At 36.6% G+C, this 17,078-nt stretch carries 16 protein-coding genes; 6 read left to right on the forward strand and 10 right to left on the reverse strand.

Translation table 11 applies throughout. The annotated features are described in order from the left end of the window. Positions 1-4: 4 nt before the first annotated feature. The 6 genes from EHQ31_RS10195 to EHQ31_RS10220 are packed head-to-tail and all read right to left on the reverse strand — an operon-like array spanning position 5 to position 6,693. Positions 5-820: an NADH-quinone oxidoreductase subunit B family protein gene (locus EHQ31_RS10195; protein WP_135574465.1), complete on the reverse strand. Its 816-nt coding sequence runs from the start codon at positions 818-820 to the stop codon at positions 5-7. Then, positions 817-2,247, reverse strand: coding sequence for a hydrogenase large subunit (locus EHQ31_RS10200; RefSeq protein WP_135574467.1), 1,431 nt, complete (start codon positions 2,245-2,247; stop codon positions 817-819). Before EHQ31_RS10200 ends, EHQ31_RS10195 begins: the two co-directional genes overlap by 4 nt. Then, entirely contained in the window at positions 2,235-3,452 is a 1,218-nt protein-coding gene (locus EHQ31_RS10205; RefSeq protein ID WP_135574469.1) for a proton-conducting transporter transmembrane domain-containing protein, read from the reverse strand. Before EHQ31_RS10205 ends, EHQ31_RS10200 begins: the two co-directional genes overlap by 13 nt. Further along, entirely contained in the window at positions 3,449-4,060 is a 612-nt protein-coding gene (locus tag EHQ31_RS10210; protein ID WP_135574471.1) for a formate hydrogenase, read from the reverse strand. Before EHQ31_RS10210 ends, EHQ31_RS10205 begins: the two co-directional genes overlap by 4 nt. An 8-nt stretch (positions 4,061-4,068) precedes the next feature. Beyond that, a complete protein-coding gene (locus tag EHQ31_RS10215) occupies positions 4,069-4,947 on the reverse strand; it encodes an NADH-quinone oxidoreductase subunit H (RefSeq protein WP_135574474.1) in 879 nt (292 codons plus the stop codon). Beyond that, positions 4,948-6,693, reverse strand: a complete 1,746-nt coding sequence (locus EHQ31_RS10220; RefSeq protein WP_135574476.1) for a proton-conducting transporter transmembrane domain-containing protein — start codon at positions 6,691-6,693, stop codon at positions 4,948-4,950. 381 nt (positions 6,694-7,074) lie between these two features. Here EHQ31_RS10220 and EHQ31_RS10230 point away from each other — a divergent pair, with 381 nt between their 5' ends. From EHQ31_RS10230 to EHQ31_RS10240, 3 genes are read left to right on the forward strand one after another with little or no spacing between them, the layout of a single operon-like run. After that, positions 7,075-7,779, forward strand: a complete 705-nt coding sequence (locus EHQ31_RS10230) for an ABC transporter ATP-binding protein (RefSeq protein ID WP_135574480.1) — start codon at positions 7,075-7,077, stop codon at positions 7,777-7,779. Beyond that, positions 7,776-10,235 (forward strand): ABC transporter permease, encoded by a 2,460-nt coding sequence (locus EHQ31_RS10235; RefSeq protein ID WP_135574482.1) that lies wholly within the window; start codon positions 7,776-7,778, stop codon positions 10,233-10,235. Before EHQ31_RS10230 ends, EHQ31_RS10235 begins: the two co-directional genes overlap by 4 nt. A gap of 37 nt (positions 10,236-10,272) precedes the next feature. Further along, entirely contained in the window at positions 10,273-11,178 is a 906-nt protein-coding gene (locus tag EHQ31_RS10240; protein WP_135574484.1) for a hypothetical protein, read from the forward strand. A 2-nt stretch (positions 11,179-11,180) separates the two neighbouring features. Here the strand turns inward: EHQ31_RS10240 and EHQ31_RS10245 are convergent, their stop codons facing one another. The 3 genes from EHQ31_RS10245 to EHQ31_RS10255 all read right to left on the reverse strand — a co-directional run bounded on the left by EHQ31_RS10245 (position 11,181) and on the right by EHQ31_RS10255 (position 13,618). Beyond that, on the reverse strand, positions 11,181-11,933 hold the full coding sequence (locus tag EHQ31_RS10245; RefSeq protein WP_135574486.1) for a hypothetical protein: 753 nt from the start codon (positions 11,931-11,933) through the stop codon (positions 11,181-11,183). Beyond that, positions 11,934-12,491, reverse strand: coding sequence for an orotate phosphoribosyltransferase (gene pyrE / locus EHQ31_RS10250; RefSeq protein WP_135574488.1), 558 nt, complete (start codon positions 12,489-12,491; stop codon positions 11,934-11,936). 140 nt (positions 12,492-12,631) lie between these two features. Next, positions 12,632-13,618 carry a cytochrome-c peroxidase gene (locus EHQ31_RS10255; RefSeq protein WP_135574490.1) on the reverse strand — a complete coding sequence of 329 codons (987 nt, stop codon included), beginning with the start codon at positions 13,616-13,618 and terminating at the stop codon, positions 12,632-12,634. Between the two features lie 272 nt (positions 13,619-13,890). On the opposite strand from EHQ31_RS10255, the gene EHQ31_RS10260 reads away from it, so the two are divergent. Further along, positions 13,891-14,238, forward strand: a complete 348-nt coding sequence (locus EHQ31_RS10260) for an LEPBI_I2431 family sigma-54 regulated protein (RefSeq protein ID WP_135574492.1) — start codon at positions 13,891-13,893, stop codon at positions 14,236-14,238. An 87-nt stretch (positions 14,239-14,325) separates the two neighbouring features. Further along, positions 14,326-15,258 (forward strand): ornithine carbamoyltransferase, encoded by a 933-nt coding sequence (locus tag EHQ31_RS10265; protein ID WP_135574494.1) that lies wholly within the window; start codon positions 14,326-14,328, stop codon positions 15,256-15,258. Positions 15,259-15,340: 82 nt separating this feature from the next. On the opposite strand, the gene EHQ31_RS10270 is transcribed toward EHQ31_RS10265, so the two are convergent. Then, on the reverse strand, positions 15,341-15,775 hold the full coding sequence (locus EHQ31_RS10270) for a globin domain-containing protein (protein ID WP_135574496.1): 435 nt from the start codon (positions 15,773-15,775) through the stop codon (positions 15,341-15,343). A gap of 260 nt (positions 15,776-16,035) precedes the next feature. Here EHQ31_RS10270 and EHQ31_RS10275 point away from each other — a divergent pair, with 260 nt between their 5' ends. Further along, positions 16,036-17,028, forward strand: a complete 993-nt coding sequence (locus EHQ31_RS10275) for an HpcH/HpaI aldolase/citrate lyase family protein (RefSeq protein WP_135574498.1) — start codon at positions 16,036-16,038, stop codon at positions 17,026-17,028. The last annotated feature ends 50 nt before the right edge of the window (positions 17,029-17,078 follow it).

Raw genomic sequence — 17,078 nt, forward strand, 5'->3', positions numbered from 1 at the left:
CACCTTATTTTTCATTCTCCAAAATTTTGTGAAGCGCCTCTTGAAATTGGAAAGAAAATCTTCCCATTAAAAGACGAAAACCTTGCAGAATGACATCAGGCCTAGGGGGATCTCCTGAAATATAAAGGTCTGGTTCTTTGGGAACAGGACCCATAGGATACAAACCTCCGCTCACCGCCTCTGTGCCGCAAGCGATCAAAGCTTTGGGTTCAGCCATTACATCCCAAGCTGTCTGTAAAGGAGCCGACATATTGGTGCCTACAGGGCCAGAAAATACAATGGCATCCGCATGTTTAGGACTTGCCACACAACGAACCCCTTCCCTTTCCGAATCAAAAACAGAATTAAAAGAGGCATTCAGTTCCGATTCCACCGTATTGTTCCCACATGCTGCCACTTCTCGATAGAGAAAGCCACGTTTTTTAGTTAAGGAACGAAACAGCTCCTGGTTTGCTGTTAGTGGGTGTGTGGTATTAATTTTTTTCATACGTCCGGAAACGTAAGAGACTTTTAAGTCCTCACGATGTAATGCAAAGGTGTAAATAAATCCAGAATCACGAAGTTTTCCATCAGAACATTCTGTACAAAGCCCACATTGTAAACACTTACCATAATCAAATTGGATTTCCGAATCTGAAATGATTTGAATGGCACCTGTGGGACAAACTTCAGCAGATAAATTTAAAGTATGAGGTCCTTCTAACATCTTGGCAGTTGGCACAGGGATTCCGCGGCTTGCCGGATGTATTGGCGAAGCCTTATCAAAATCCAAAACATTCTTAGGAAAAAAGAAACTTTTTAATTCATATAAAAAATTCATAAATCAAAACCAACATAACTTAGATTAAACGACTTATTGTTCAATGGAAAATCTCCTACTTGTTCGCCGCGAACCGCTAACTCCAAAGCATGCCAATTTAAAACTGAAGGATCTCTGATATAAGAATTTTTTATTAGCCCTTCGCTATCAAAATCCAATGAAACCAAAAGTGGTCCTCTCCACGCTTCTACAGCCGCAGTATAAATTCCCGGATTTGGTTTCTTATTTTTCTCAATTTGATTTCCAGATTGATTATCAGTATCTGACCACAAAGATTCCCAATTGATTTCTTCCAAATGAGATTCCATCCAGCTTAATGACTGTTCTATCTCAGCATAACGAATGTACATACGAGCCCAAACATCGCCATTATAATGATGGTGTTCTTCCTGAAGTGGTAACGGAGTCCAACCAGGATAATCTGGATGATTGATTCTTAAATCATCATTCACTCCAGCCATACGCGCAACCATCCCTAAAAATCCATTTTTTTGGACATCTAACTCCGAAATAAAACCACAACCCTGCATTCTTTCTTTCAAAGTAGAAACAGAAAGTGCTCTTAAAATCTGCGGACGAACTCTTTTAAAGTAAACTTTTTTTAAATTGAAAAAAGCGTCTTTTGCTTGTTTTGCGGTAATACGTTTGTTCACTCGGACTCGCCCTGGTCGGACTGCCGTTTTTCCAAAACGATTCCCTGTCCATGTTTCCATTAACCCGAGTGCTGCTCCCCGATCTGTCACACAAACTCCGTAGAGCGAGTAATAACCAATGTCTTCGGAAATTCCACCCAGGTCCCCGATATGAACAGCAATTCGTTCCAATTCGATTAAAAAGGAGCGGAATAATGCGACATTCTGAGAAACTTCAATCCCATACATTTCTTCGTAAATTTTACTAAAGGTGACCGCATAACCAACGCTTGTATCCCCAGATATTGTTTCAGAAAAAGGCATAACCGCTGACATTGATTTTCCTAGTATTTTTTCACGTATACCTCTGTATTGAAAACCTAAACGAATGGTTAGGTGACGGATATCTTCCCCTTCCACAATAAAACGAAAATGACCTGGTTCAATGATCCCTGCATGAATAGGACCTACAGCATGGGAATATGTTCCTTCAAGGAAGGGAACATGTAATCCATGATAGGCCAAGTCCCTCACTATTCCAGTTTTTTGGTGTAAGGATAGATTTTTTCCGCGATTGTCAGATAAATAATCTTCTTCTTTTAAATCAGAATAATCTTCCAGACCCATGTCCTGTCCAAATGCATGGCGAACAAGCCAAACCGGATACTTAGGATCTAAAAGAAAATCGATATTACTTTTTTTAGATACAACTTCTTCCCGAATCATTTTTTGATCACGGATAACAAATTGGTGATAAACACCATCAAAATTAGTAATGCCTGTTATCTTTTCCATATATATTCTGCCAATAAATAAGTTAAACCGTATGAACCTACAAATACGGTGAATAAAAAACTAAACCAAAAGAATATTAATCTTGTTTGTAATATTCGATAAACACCTGTTTCAAAATTTCGATTAGGCAATCTAACTAATGGTAAGACTTTGTTAAGTGATATAAAGAAAAATATGGCCCCAATGATGGGAAACAAAAACAACAAAAATAACTTTTGTTTAATAGCAATTTCAATTACCTTTAAATCCAAAACAAAAACCGGGGACAAAGGAAAAACAAATGCCACAAGCAAAGCTAGTAAATACATATATAATGCTTTATGACTTAGAGAAGGATTTTCTAAAATTTGCGAAATATTTCTTTTCCCAGCATCCATTCGCAAAATTCCCATTGAAAGAAATACCAAAAGTTTCACAAGAACTGTCGTTGTTAATAAAAAGTAAAATACATCATCTGATACATCCAACCATAAAAACAAAGTCAACATTCCCGTATGAAAAAGCGCAACCTTAGCAGATATCCTTCGAATGTCTTCTCTTGAAAAAAGAATCAAAGTAGAATATAGGATAGTTAAAACACCAATAAACAATATCCCATTTGCAGCATTAATCATATGTGGATTGATTTCGCGTTCCAACTGTATAAGAGGACGTATGGCCAAAACCACACTAACTGGAACAAACGATGCAATCAAAGAAGATATTTGGCTTGGACTTTCTGCGTAAGTATCCCCTACCCAAAAGTGATTCGGAACAAGTCCCAACTTACCACTGTAACCGTAAACAGTAAGAAGAATCCCCGTTTCAATCAATAGCCCACTTTGACCAACTAACCCCTGTTTCAAAGAATTAAAGTCTAAGTTTTCCAAAGGAGTGGACACAAACAGCAGAATAACAATTCCTAAAAATGCAAGACCAAGAGCGTAGGAATTGATTAACAAAAACTTCCAACCTACATGGAAGGAACGTTCGGTTCCACTAGAAGAAATGAGTAGCGCACCAAATAAAGTTGATGCTTCTATTAAGATCCACTTGAGAACGATATTATCGGTGAACCAAGAGTAAAATAAAGAACCAAAAAAACAGATTTTCAGAATACTCCACAACCAAATCCTTGTTTGTCCTTTCGTTGGTGCCAAAATTGAAATCAAAAAGATAACTAAGAATGCGATTACGCCAGAAAAATAAAACAGTTCTGCCATCATATTTTTCTCTCCTTAGTGTGCATATGTGGAGAAAGTTGCAAAATTCCACCAGAAACAATGACTAAAATGGCATCCAAAAACGAGCCAAACTCAAGTCCAAAGGGAAGACCTTTGTCTAAAACCATAGTCAAAACAAAAATCCCATTTTCAAAGACACAAAAACCAGCAATGAGTGCTAGCCAGTTTCGCCTAACAACAAAGCACAGGATACCAACATACACTAATAAGATGACGTAGATTAACCCTATTTTGTGGACAGGAATCAACAATACAGTAACCCCTTCCGTAATCTTTACCGCCAAAACTAAACCAAGCACCATAAATAACAGAGTAGCAAGGTATCCAAAACGAGGCGTTGTGCTTTCATTCATTTTTGATTTGTTCGCAGTCCAATTTAGAACCCAAGGAGTTAGTATTCCTTTAAACAAAACCACCATAACAATAAGTGAAATTGAATGTTTTAAATCTCCATCATGAGTTTGCAAAACTGGAAAAACCAAAAGGAACCCTTGCACACTCAAAAAAAAGATAATTCGACTCAACCGGTTTTCTACCAAAACAACTATTCCGGTAAGTAACAATAATAAATATATAAAATCGTATATCATAACAACCTTTAAGACAATTTAACCAATGTTCCTAATATCAAAATAGCAATGAAAGTTAAACCCATAAACTCAGGAATCCAAGTCCACTTCCTACGAACACTATTTGACTCCCAAAATCCAAGAATGATTGCAAGCAGTATCACCATCGGAGCAATCATAAGTTCTCTTGCAAAACTATCCAAAACCTCATTTCGAAATAATTTTGAATGCTCAAGCGCCAACTTTACAAGAAAAACAAGTAAAGTAGAAAGCTTTATAGAACTTGCTAATTCAAAAATTCCTAATTGTTTACCAGATGCTTCCAAAATCATAGCTTCATGAACCATAGTTAACTCTAAGTGAGTTCGCGGATCATCAAACGGAGGCTTCGCGAGCTCTGCAAGGATTGCGATAAAAGCCAGCGAAAGAAAAAGCAAACCAATCAGAGCACCTTGTGGGCTAACAGAAATTTCAATATGGGACTGAGCCGCAAGGATCATCAAAATAAAAGTAGGTTCAGCCATTACCGAAAGTAATATTTCTCTACCAGAAGCCATCCCTCCAAAAGAAGAGGCCCCTTCCATCGCAAAACTTACATAGGCGAATCGATATAGAGCCAGGAAAAATGGGATTAGAATGAACGGAGCCCACTCAAACAAAACCACACTCCAAATCATTACAGAAGAAAACAACGCCACCCTGGGAGCCAAATGTGTAAAATCGGAAATGTTTGTATGTGAAATTGGATTTTTTCGAAGCGATTTATCTACTTCCCAAAAAAACTGAAGTAATTTGGGTCCACGCCTTCCTTGCGCATAAGCTCTAACCTTTCGTATAATCCCCGTTAAAAGGAAAGGCATTACAATAAATAAAACCAATAAATAAGTATAGTATATAAATGTATTCATCTACAAACCTCCAAAATCACCTAAAATAAGAAGTGAGAAAATGAAGATAAGGAACATGGAAGAGATAGCAAGGTATTGACTTACATCCTCATCCTTAGGATGGTTCGTTTTGGACATAAAACCAGTACCCAATCGAAAGAATAAAGTTATTCCTTTTATTAGAAAAGAATCTACTTTTGATTCTCCAGATTTACTTAAAAAATACCTACCAAGTGAATTTCTTAATGGTTCGGAAAACACCGATGTTGGTATGGAAAGTTCGTGACCACTGTAACCTCCTCCGCAATCCCAGTTTTTTGTTTTAGGTAAACCATATTTCTTTAACTGATAACGGTCATACAATCGGAAAACAATAACCGAAGCAATTGTTATGTATGATACGAGAGACAATGTCCAAAACCAATCCATCAATTGTGGATCAACAAAAGGACTTAACATTGGCAAACGAACGAAGTAAGGAATTACCAAGGGAAAAAGAAAAATCACTAATGCTAAACTAAATAAGGAAATAGTAACCCATCTTCTTTTTTGTACACCAAACGGCTGAATATTGATGTCCTTGCCTGGAGTAGACAAAAACAAACTCATAAACAATTTAATATGTGTAAATCCACCCAGTACGATTCCAAAAAAGATAAATATCATCGATGGCAAAAGAAAAACCGAACGACCAATTGGCATATCTAAAATACGAGCGTTCAAATAAAAATATGTAGCTTCAGACACAAATCCTAAGGTCCCAGGAAGGACCGCATAACTAAATGTTCCAGCACCTAACAACAAAGGAGAAATTCCAAGAAGTCTTCCAATTCCCTTTAGCTCATCACTAGAACTTGAATTTTTGAGTCTTGCCACCATTCCAATGGAAAACAATTGGAAAGTTTTGGAAAACGAATGGTGAAACAAACTAAGGAAAAACAAAATTCTAAAAGAGTTACTTAAAGTCATAAGTTCAGAATCAACAGAAAATTGAAACATTCCTGCGATGATTAAACATAACCAAAGAAAGTTAATTGACTCTACCGAACTATAAGCCAAAGAGATTTTTGGATCTTTATGGAAGAAACTAGTGATTCCGCCGAAGAAGATTCCTAATGCAGCGAGAGGAAATAGGATCTGGTAAATGATAGGATCCAATTGGTTTGGTAAAACGTAACGGTAAAACAGTAAAAGTGGGAACACTTCCAAAACGCCGGCAAAAGCACCTAAGGCATGGGATGGTCCACCTTCATTTACTTTAGGTATCCATAAATGAAATCCAGAAAACCCAGATTTGATGAGGAGTCCTAATAGAAGTAAAATGGTTCCTACATTATCACCATCGGGTAACATCACCCAGGCGGATAAAAACAATGCGGATATGCCTGATGCTAAGAGTAATGAACCTAAACTTTCAATTTGTTTTTTACCAAACTCAGTGCCAGAGTAGATCAAAATGGTAGAAAAAGAAGTTACTTCCAAAGCAATCGGAAGGAGTAGAGATTTACCCGATAAATAACAAAGACCCAAGGCTGACCAAAAAATAATATAACCAATAGTAACTTTATTTTTCTCTTTAGGCTCATACGATTGAACCAACATAAACGAAGAAAACCCAATATAAGCTTGAATGACCAGACCAACCAAAATAGGAAAGTCTACAGACAATACATCATAATTAGAAAACAAAAATATAACAAGTGGTGAGAGCGCTGATATTCCTACCAGGATCGATCTGAAGATTGAAATTCTTTCATCTTCTAACATAACTACCTCAAAAATAAAATTTTAAAGAAATAAGTCTGTTATGTAAATTGGGGAGAACCCCGACGATCTGGGAATTTGATCGAAATGATTTTGTAAGTAAGAGAGGAAGAATTTCGAAAAGAATAGGATTGCGAGACTAAGATTAAAACAGGGAATAAAGGAACAGAAAAACCACTGTCTTCTTCTCCCGGAAGTTCTTCTAGATTTTTCTCATAGGAAAAGATCTCGCCAGACTCGGTAAACTCCGCAAGCGAAGTCCACGATTGAGACTTACCGATCACTAAGACTGACAGAAGTAGAATAAAAAATATACGTGCTATCAATCCGTTTTACCTTAATCTTGATATTCTTGACTGTCTTATATATGGGAAGTTATTTTTCGTGATCAGTGAAAAAAAAGAATCGACCACAAACTCTGCGATAAAAATTAAAAATGTTAACAAAACTTTTTACCAAGGCGAAATCGCTTTTCCGGTATTGAATGATATTTCATTTGATATCGCTGAGAAAAAATTAGTTACCTTGATGGGACCCTCCGGTAGTGGTAAATCAACATTACTTAACATCCTTTCTGCAATTGAATCGGCAGATTCAGGAGAAGTCAATGTGTTCGGAAACCAACTCTTTGGTGCCAATGAAAAAGAACTTACCATTTATAGACGAAAAACTATCGGAATCGTCTTTCAGTTTTTCCATTTATTTTCATACCTTTCAGCGACAGAAAATGTAGCATTGCCACTATATCTTTCTGGAACTTCCAAATCTGTCGCAGTATCCAAAGCTAAGGAAGCCCTTTCGCTTGTCGGACTCAAACACAGGTTAGAATTCACTCCCAAAGAAATGTCTGGAGGCGAAAAACAAAGGGTATCTATTGCTCGTGCAATGGTCCACCAACCGAAACTAATCCTTGCAGACGAACCAACAGGAAACTTGGATTCGAAATCTTCAGAGCTAATTATGAAATTATTCAATCAATGTGTACATGAATTAGGCATATCCGTGTTTCTAGTGACTCATAACGAACAAATTGGTGAATCTGGCGATATTAATCTGCGAATGTTAGATGGTAAACTTCAGAAAAAATGAAAGTCTTTTACTATTTGTTTATATTTCGATATTTCAAAGATAACTTTCCAAGAACTATATTATCAATTATAGCAATTAGTCTAGGAATTGCCTTATTTGTTAGCACCCAAATCAATGCGTGGCGGGCAGAAAAAAGTGTTTTAGACCAAATGATCGGTTATTCCTCTGAAAAATTCATAGGAAGGTATGTTGCGAATAACCAAAACCAAGGAGCAAACGATACATTTCTAAAAGAAATTGATTCACATATACCTGAAAATATTAAACTAGAACCTGAATTTCAAACGAAAGGTATACTCAACTTAACGCAAGGGCAAATATTAAGTTTTCCCTTGATAGGAAAAGACATTCTATTATCGTTTCAAGTCTTCCCTACCAAAGAGGAAAAAAAGAAAATACCAAAATATTTTATAAGTCAGTCCTTATATGAAAAACTCCCTATACAAGAAGAGACAACAAAGTTATTAATCTGCGAAAAGGAAATTATTGTGTCAAAGGAAGATTACCAAGTGATCCCCACCGATGGCATTTTTCTTTTGATGGATATAACAAGACTTCAATCAATTTGTAACCAAAAAAACCAAATCACTTCTATATGGTTAATCCAAGACCAAAATTTTTCGGAAGTACAATCCATACAAAAACTCAAATCTACCGATTGGACTTATGAACCAAAAGAATTAATTTTGGAACGGGCAGGAATTGTTTTAGGTTCTTTAAAAATAAACCTAACAATAGTTTCATTGGTTTCGGTATTAATTTCTTTTTTTATGGTCTCCAACATGTTTACCGGGCTCTATTTATCAAGAAAGCGTGAATTTGGAATTCTGTTATCGATTGGAACAGATAAAACCGATAACTTCATTTTATTTTTAGCGCAATCCGTTTTGATTGGAACTTTAGGAGGCATTGTTGGTATCTTATTAGGAATTTTTATCGCCAATTCCAACTTATTCACTACAGTAAATACAATCACAGATTCCAACCAAATTCGTTCTTATCGGAATATACCTCTTTTCATTATTTTTTCAGGATTTTTGATATCTATCATTGGATCGGTAATTGCTTCCCTATACAATTCCTACAAAACTTACCAAATTCTTCCGATAGATCTAATCAGGGAAAGAGACTTACCCAAAACTGATTTAACTTTAGGTTTTTCAATCAGAAAGACTTTATTACTCTCTACTCTCTTTATCATTTTGGGAACTACAATCGGTTTAGTTAGTTTTGCTAAACAAATTTTACCTGGAATGATTGGTATCGGATTTGTCATCCTTGGATTTGTTTCATTAAACTTTTTAGCAATTCCTTATTTTGTTTATATATTAGAAAAAACTTTTTCTAAATTTCATTTCCCACAATCGATTAAAATAGGATTGAAAGAGATTCAAATGGAGCCTTGGAAACACGGACTCACTGCATCTACAATTATGTTATCTACCTCCCTTGTTTTCACTCTGACAAGTTTGACAAGTAGTTACGAAAGTTCCTTAATTCGTTGGGTGGATGAGGAGAACCAATCAGATTATTCGTTAATCAACGAAAAAAAATTAAACTCCGGGGAACCAGGTGTCCCCGTTTCCCTTTACGAAACCTTACTAACAAATCCAAATTTTTCATCGGTTGAACCATTTTATATTGATTCAAAGTTTATTGTAAATGGGAAATATTACACCTTACATGTATTAAACTTCAAAAACAACTATGACAAAAACCAATTAATCGTTTCTAAAAACTTATGTTTTTTGGATCAAATTTGTAAGGGAAATTCGATCACTATAAATACCGAACTGAATTCTCAGGTGAACGTAATCGTCCAAGACGAAAAAGACCATTTTTTTTCTGAAAGAGGCACCATAATGATGGATTATTCTTTCTTTCAAAAAAACTTTATGATCAAATATCTAAACTCGATACGAATTACTAAAAACAATAAAATTCCTAATGAAAATATATTACGCCAATTACAAGATATAACACAACAATATGATTTAAAATTCATAAACCAATCAGAATTAAAAAAACTATATTTAGAAGGTATGAACCAAGTCTTTTCTATTTTGGATACTTTAAAGATTTCGGCACTTTTTATTTCAATACTTGCATTAACGACTTCTCTAATTTATTTTATTAGAGAAAAATCACAGCTGTTAGCAGGACTAAAAGCAATCGGAATGGATTCATACCAAATGTTCCAGATGATTTACACCCAAACTTTATTCCTTATATCCTTTGGAATTTTTTCAGGTATTTTTAGTAGCCTCGTTTTATCTCCTATTGTAATTTTTGGAATCAATCGAAATGCATTCGGATGGGTCCTCGATTTCCAATATCCCATGACCCTTGTAGTGAAACTCCCGATATTCATTCCTGTAATTACATTTTTAATTTGTCTACTACCTTTCTATTTTCTGAAGTACATGAATATTTCAAAGGAATTGAAATATGAATAATTCTTTACCGAAAATGTGCTCTTAGTAAGTTCTATTCATGGCCGGAAGTATCAAAGTTTGTTTGGAACTTGCAGAAATGATTCGCAAAGAGAACCTCGAATCAAGAGAAAAAATTCCAACTTCAGACACTCATTTAAGAGTTTGGTCCTCACAATTATCCAGAACGGAAGAAGACCTTAGAAAACTTTTGACAGCCCTTAGAGATAGCCATTATATTTTCATAGTCTCTGTAGTTGCCCCTGATCCCAACCTATTTGTTTACGGTGAAGATGCTTATGTATTTGCTGAACCGTTCATTTTGAACGAACTAAAAAGACATTCAGAAGAATCTTTAGAAAAACTTTACGAAGCAAGTAATTATAAAAGAAAATCAGCATTCCAAATCACACGCGAGTTGTTTCCAAAAATTAAGGAATTTAACAACACGCCACTAGGTCGTTCCATCAATGTATCTGTAATGCTCGAAGAATTTCAGAGGATGTTGACTGCACAAAGTTATGAGTATACGGACCAATGGCGCCGAACCAAATTACAAGAAATTTTCAAAGATGAAGTAAATGCATCAGAAGATTTGGCTAGCGCAGCAATCAAAGAATATGATCCAACAAAACGAGCGGTAGACCAATTAAAAGAACAAGCACCGAAAGAAAAAGTAGATCAAAACTGGGTCAAAGCAAAAGAGAATTTTTCCACCGAATTCTTGTTACGTGTACATTTCAGAAAATACGAGTTCGACGTTGTAAAAAAGTTAATCCAGTCGGGCAAACTAAAAGATGAAAAAGATATCAAGTATGTTCGAGATACTTTACAACTAATGGAAAACAGAATAGACCAAGACAATCTATTAAAAAGGTATGCAACGGAAATGATTGAATTAAGAAGATATGCCCAAGCAAAACTAAATTTACTTAGGCAAAGTGTTGGATCAAAACAAGACAATTAAAATTAGTTTTTTAACCAACCTGATTTATCTAATTGGATATAAACCTGAAAGAAAAATACTACCAAACTAATAAAAATCATCCGTCTTTTTAATGAAAACTGACTGATTGTATGGTTTTGTTTTTCAGGTAAATACAAAAGATAAATAATCAAATTAACATTAAAAAATAATCCTAAAAACTCACTGGTAAGGATTGGAAATTTTTCCCTTAGCATTGGGAGATAGGTTGCGATTAAAACCAAGATACTTGGCAAAAAATACAAAGGTGTTTTTATAGTCCACATCCGATCTTCCGTAAGATCATTGATTCTTTTTAGTCCAGATTCCTTTTCGAGAAGGGAAACTAATTCTTCCTGATTCTCAATGTTTACAAGTGGATAAATTTTTTCTTTTGTTTCCAAAACGATTCGATTGTATCCACGAAATTTATCAGTTGTGATGAGTTCTAAGTCTTTCATTCGAAGAGAGGCGCAATTCCCATTGGAATCAAATTGTTTTAAGGAACCACCTTCGATTTCAATTCGTCCCGATGATAAAATTTCAACTTGTTTTAAAAAATTTTTTCGCAGAAACCAAAAAAACAAAACCAACAAAGGGACAAAAATAGTAAAAAATTGTATTCGGCCTTCTTTTGGCACCTGCAAGCTGTTATATGCAACAAAAATCACAAATAACGAAATAACCGCCCATGTTCTTTTTAATAATTTGCTTCTAAATAAACTTACATCATATAAAAATATCTTTTGGATACTCATTCAAAAAAACTCACTTTTGCGAAATATAGATTCCATCCGGACACCTTCTTTTTCCAAATTCTCTGCACCACCTTCTTCTCGGTTTAAGATACAAATCCCTTGGGTTACGGAAATCCCGACCTCTCTTAAAGCTTGGACTGCTTTCAGTGTCGATCCACCGGTAGTAATTACATCATCTACGACCAAACAAGATTTTATTTCTTTCCAGAAACCTTCTATTTGTTGGCCAGTTCCATGCCCTTTTGCTTCCTTTCTTACAACGAGTGGGAAAATGAGTTTCCCCTTTTTTTGATAGGCAAGGGCTATTGAATATGCCAATGGATCTGCACCTAACGTAAGTCCACCGACTGCCTGGAAGTCGGCACCCATTTTCGGAATGATTTCTTCCACAAAACATTCTGCAAGGGCCGCAAGGCGCTCAGGATGGAGAGTAATCTCCTTACAGTTAAAATAATGATGGGATTCAAGGCCACTTGCTAAACGAAAGGGTGCTTCCGAATAACGATAGACGTAAGATTTCATCCAGGCGAAAAGTTGGTCTCTATAAGTTGGGGACATAGTCTAATTATTCTTATAATTCTGCCCCGAAAAGTATATTTTTAATGGTTATGGATTAATTGAGTCAGTTGGGGAATAATCCCCCTTGGACCACTAAAATGAATTTTAGGACCCAAGGAGAAACCAATCAAAGTAAGGAATTAATTGGCGCGGTTTTTGTCAGATAAAGTTCCGAGGAAGGTAACAATTTTATTTGTTTCTTCATCAGAAAGATTCATACCCAATTGGTGGTATGCCATCTTCTTTACCGCATCCTCTAAAGTTTTAACTTGCCCATCGTGAAAATAAGGTCCGGTCAAAGCAATATTTCTTAAACTAGGAACTTTAAAGAAAAATTTATCTTCAGCCTTTTTAGTTACATTGTACAAACCAAGATCGTTTGTTTTGTATTCATTCACTTGGCCAATTTTTCGGTATGAATTTCCACCGAGTAAATTACCTGAATGGCAAGATGTACATCCTGCTGCCATAAATGATTTAAATCCCTCTTGTTCTGCTTGTGAAATCGCTTTGTAGTCTCCGTTGATAAAATCATCAAATCGTGAAGAAGTTACCAAAGTTCTTTCGAAGGAAGCGATGGCTCCTGCTAAGTTTTCATAAGTCAAAGGAGATTTTTCATCCGGATAAGCTTTTGCAAATAAACTAGGATACTCTGCATCTTCGCTTAAGCGTTTTAGAACTTCCTTTTCCGAAGGCATTGCCATTTCCACTGGATTCAAAATTGGTCCTTTGGCTTGGGCTTTTAAATCGGCAGCACGTCCGTCCCAGAACTGAACAAAATGAAATCCAGCATTGAGAACTGTAGGAGAATTCCTGTCTCCATTTTTACCGAAAGCTCCGGGAGAAGTAGGAAGATTGTCCACACCAGCCCCTTTCCCTTCCACATTGTGGCAAGAGTTACAAGATTGAGTTTCGTTTAAGGAGAGTTTTTTTTCGAAATAGAGTTTTTTTCCCAAAGAAACTAACTCTGCTGTATCATTTTCAGAGCCAGGCATTTTTTCAGGTAAGGCACCAATGATTTGTTTGGCCTTCCCTTGCAAATCTTTGGTTTCTTGTGTTGGCCCACAATAGGTGAAAGTGACGAGTAGGATGGAAATGAATAAAGGTGTAAATATTTGTCTCAGCATATAATTGGAATCTTCCTAAAAAGAACCGGAATCGGCAAGTTAGAAATAATATAAATTCAGTCTAAACTTAGAATCATTTCAATTGCATACTCACTATACAGATTGATGAAGCCCCATACAAAGTCTCCTTTTGCCTAGGTGGAAAAGGCAACAATTTAGGGCAAATGGATGTCTTCCCAATTTTATCCCAGTGACAAACTGCAAAAACCTCCTATTTTCCGCGATTGGCACGATTTATGCTTATACGTGTTCTAGACCTTTAGGAGTTGTATATGTTGAATACAAGAAGAACCGATCGCATTGAATCATTAGATTGGGATGATTTGGTCTTAAAACTATTTTCGATCAATGACCAACCGGAATTCCTGATCGCAAAAATTGGAAATATTTCAGAACTCGGAGTGAGCGGAAGTTTAAACCAAGAGATAATACTAAACGACCGAGACCTAGTGGCCGGAGTGATTGAAAGTGATTTAACCAGATCACGAATTTCCTTTAAAGGGAAAATTGCCTGGAAAAAGGAAACTGACGAAGGTGTTCTCTTTGGAATTAAGTTTTTGGAAGAATTGATCCTTCCTAATTTTATCATCGCAAGGTCTATGGCCGAATCGGTAGCTTAAAAGAGAAAAAAATAAGATTTTAGGGTTAGAATCTTATGAGAATCTCTCGATTTGATTCCCGCAAGATCCGATATTAGTTGGGAAGCTATGTCCCAAGTCAAACATTTGATATCTTGGCAAGATTGGAGTGATGGAGAAATCCGTGAACTCCTTGAGTTTGCAGTGTATGTAAAGAAAAATCGCGTTTATTTCTCTGGACATATGGCTGGTCGCTCTCTTGCCATGTTGTTCCAAAAAACATCAACAAGAACCAGAGTTTCCTTCGAAGCAGGAATGACAGAACTTGGTGGGCATGCAATATTTTTGGATTGGATGGCTTCTAACTTTTTGCTTTCCGATATCGATTTTGAAGGGAAATATCTTTCTAGTAACGTTGCCATCATTATGGCTAGGCTAAAAAAACATGAGGACCTACTCGTATTAAAGTCAGGATCCACGGTTCCTGTGATCAATGGGTGTTGTAATTTATTTCACCCATGTCAATCTTTAGCGGACATCCTAACAATCGTTATGGACTCACCACAAGATTGGCAAAAAAAATCCATTTGTTATATTGGTGTTCACAACAATGTTGCCAATTCCCTTATCGAAATTACGGCAGCGCTCGGGATCCATTTAACTTTAGTAACTCCTATTGCCTCAGAAGATTCCATTGTAAAACAATCACTGGAAAGAGCCAAAACAAAAGGAACTATCTCTTGGGAAACCGATGTTAAAGAAGCTGTTTTGAATGCAGATTATGTTTATACAGACACTTGGGTGGATATGGAATATTTCAATGATCCCAAATTCCAAAAAGAAAAAGAAGAAAGAATCCAACTCATGATGCCTTACCAAGTGAATGCAGAACTTTTAAAAAATTCAAAAGCAAAAGTGATGCACGATATGCCAATCCATGCCGGTTATGAAATCACTCGGGAAATGGTAGAAAGTGATCGTTCGATTATTTTTACTCAGGCAGAAAACAGGTTAGATGCCCAAAAAGCAGTCATTCTTAAATTATTAGAAAACCATAACTAAAGTTATCTCCCTCTGGAGAATTTTTGTACAAACCAAACCTATAGAATCCAATTCTATAATGTTTGTTTGTTAGTTAGTCTGTTTAATCCTTTATCGAATCTTTGCGATTGACCATCCAACCACTAAATCCATCTAAAAAATATAAAAAATCAACTTTGTCTTCGTGTTCAAAATCGAAGTTTTTTAAGGCTTCGTCATAACAATCAAACCACACGGCTCTTTCTTTTTCAGAAATAGGAAAAACAAAATGGCGCATCCGCATTCTGGCAGGTCCCCATTTTTCTATATAATAACTTGGGCCACCTAACACTTGTATTAAAAAATCTGCTTGTTTTTCCTTCGCCAAATCCCAGTCGCTTTGGAACATCCACCGAATTTCCGAGGTAGCCACAAGGTCATAGAAGTCAGAGACAAGTTTACGGATGTTTGTTTCTCCCCACTTTTCAAATAGGAATTTTACATTCGGACTTGGCGGTGGTGGTCCGCCGGGCGGTGTATAAATATCGTTTGGATCCAATTCAATTTCCAGAATTGCGAAAGGGACAGGAAGGGGAAGTCGATTTTCGACCGGAGCCGAAAGGCGAAGCCCGGACTGGCCCGGCCCTTTGGCACAAAGGGTTCGCCCCAAAATTTCTTAAAGGAAAGCGAATGTCAGCCCGTGGAAACTTGTCTGGGAGGTTTGGCCTGACACGGTGCGGTTATTGTTTTACGATTATTTCCTCGACGATAGGTAAAATTCACAAAACTTGGTAAAAAAATCTGAAAAAGGTATATTAAATGGCACTGACTCACCCGCAATCAGCTCTCTTTGCAGGAGAAAAACCTTTCCCTATCATTCCTGCTTGTGAACACTTCGCTGGATCTGAAAAACTCATCACCAAAGCTCTCGAGTTACAAAATAAACTCGGCGGACTTTTTGATATCACGATGGACTGCGAAGACGGTGCCCAAACGGGAAAGGAAAAAGAACATGCAGAGATGATTGTTCGCATCCAAAATTCTGAACTCAACAAACACAAAATGAGTGGAGTTCGTATCCATGATTATACCAACGAACATTGGAGAGGTGATATTGATATCATCGTTCCTGGTGCCGGAAATGTAATTGCTTACATTACAATCCCAAAACCTACAAAAGCAAGCCAAGTGAAAGAACAAATCACTTACATCCAAGATGCTTGTAAAAAAGCAGGAATCAAAAGAGAGATTCCTATCCACGTATTAATTGAAACTCACGGTGCCTTAAATGATGTATTCGAAATTGCAAGCCTACCTTGGTTGCAAGTTTTGGATTTCGGTCTTATGGACTTTATCTCTGGTCACCACGGTGCAATCCCTGCTTCTTGTATGAAGTCACCAGGTCAGTTTGACCACGAACTTCTCCGCCGAGGAAAAGCAAACCTAGTGGCTGCGGCACTTATGAATGGAGTGATTCCAGCACATAACGTAACTTTGGATCTGAAAAATGTCTACCAAACATATGCGGATGCAAAACGTGCGCATGATGAATTTGGTTTTTTACGTATGTGGTCCATTTACCCTGCGCAAATCCAATCCATTTTGGATGCAATGGCTCCTAACTTTGCGGAAACTCAAACTGCTTGTGACATTTTAATCAAAGCACAAGATGCAGAATGGGGACCAATCCAACACGATGGAGACCTTCATGACCGTGCCACGTATCGTTATTTCTGGGAACTAGTCCAAAGAGCAAAACTCACAGGACAAAAACTTCCAGACGAAGTAGAGAAACGATTTTTTTCTAAGTAATCGTTCCCTAGTCAAAAACTAGACCAAAAGAAAAAGGCTCTTTAGGGGGC

It is taken from the genome of Leptospira montravelensis (assembly GCF_004770045.1).
Lineage (GTDB): Bacteria > Spirochaetota > Leptospiria > Leptospirales > Leptospiraceae > Leptospira_A > Leptospira_A montravelensis.

Coding starts and splice junctions, on each gene's coding strand:
- EHQ31_RS10245 (WP_135574486.1), bottom strand. CDS start 11,933: ATGAGTATCCAAAAGATATTTTTATATGATGTAAGTTTATTTAGAAGC.
- EHQ31_RS10265 (WP_135574494.1), top strand. CDS start 14,326: ATGTCCCAAGTCAAACATTTGATATCTTGGCAAGATTGGAGTGATGGA.
- EHQ31_RS10235 (WP_135574482.1), top strand. CDS start 7,776: ATGAAAGTCTTTTACTATTTGTTTATATTTCGATATTTCAAAGATAAC.
- EHQ31_RS10275 (WP_135574498.1), top strand. CDS start 16,036: ATGGCACTGACTCACCCGCAATCAGCTCTCTTTGCAGGAGAAAAACCT.
- pyrE (WP_135574488.1), bottom strand. CDS start 12,491: ATGTCCCCAACTTATAGAGACCAACTTTTCGCCTGGATGAAATCTTAC.
- EHQ31_RS10240 (WP_135574484.1), top strand. CDS start 10,273: ATGGCCGGAAGTATCAAAGTTTGTTTGGAACTTGCAGAAATGATTCGC.
- EHQ31_RS10260 (WP_135574492.1), top strand. CDS start 13,891: ATGTTGAATACAAGAAGAACCGATCGCATTGAATCATTAGATTGGGAT.
- EHQ31_RS10195 (WP_135574465.1), bottom strand. CDS start 820: ATGAATTTTTTATATGAATTAAAAAGTTTCTTTTTTCCTAAGAATGTT.
- EHQ31_RS10205 (WP_135574469.1), bottom strand. CDS start 3,452: ATGATGGCAGAACTGTTTTATTTTTCTGGCGTAATCGCATTCTTAGTT.
- EHQ31_RS10255 (WP_135574490.1), bottom strand. CDS start 13,618: ATGCTGAGACAAATATTTACACCTTTATTCATTTCCATCCTACTCGTC.
- EHQ31_RS10220 (WP_135574476.1), bottom strand. CDS start 6,693: ATGTTAGAAGATGAAAGAATTTCAATCTTCAGATCGATCCTGGTAGGA.
- EHQ31_RS10215 (WP_135574474.1), bottom strand. CDS start 4,947: ATGAATACATTTATATACTATACTTATTTATTGGTTTTATTTATTGTA.
- EHQ31_RS10200 (WP_135574467.1), bottom strand. CDS start 2,247: ATGGAAAAGATAACAGGCATTACTAATTTTGATGGTGTTTATCACCAA.
- EHQ31_RS10210 (WP_135574471.1), bottom strand. CDS start 4,060: ATGATATACGATTTTATATATTTATTATTGTTACTTACCGGAATAGTT.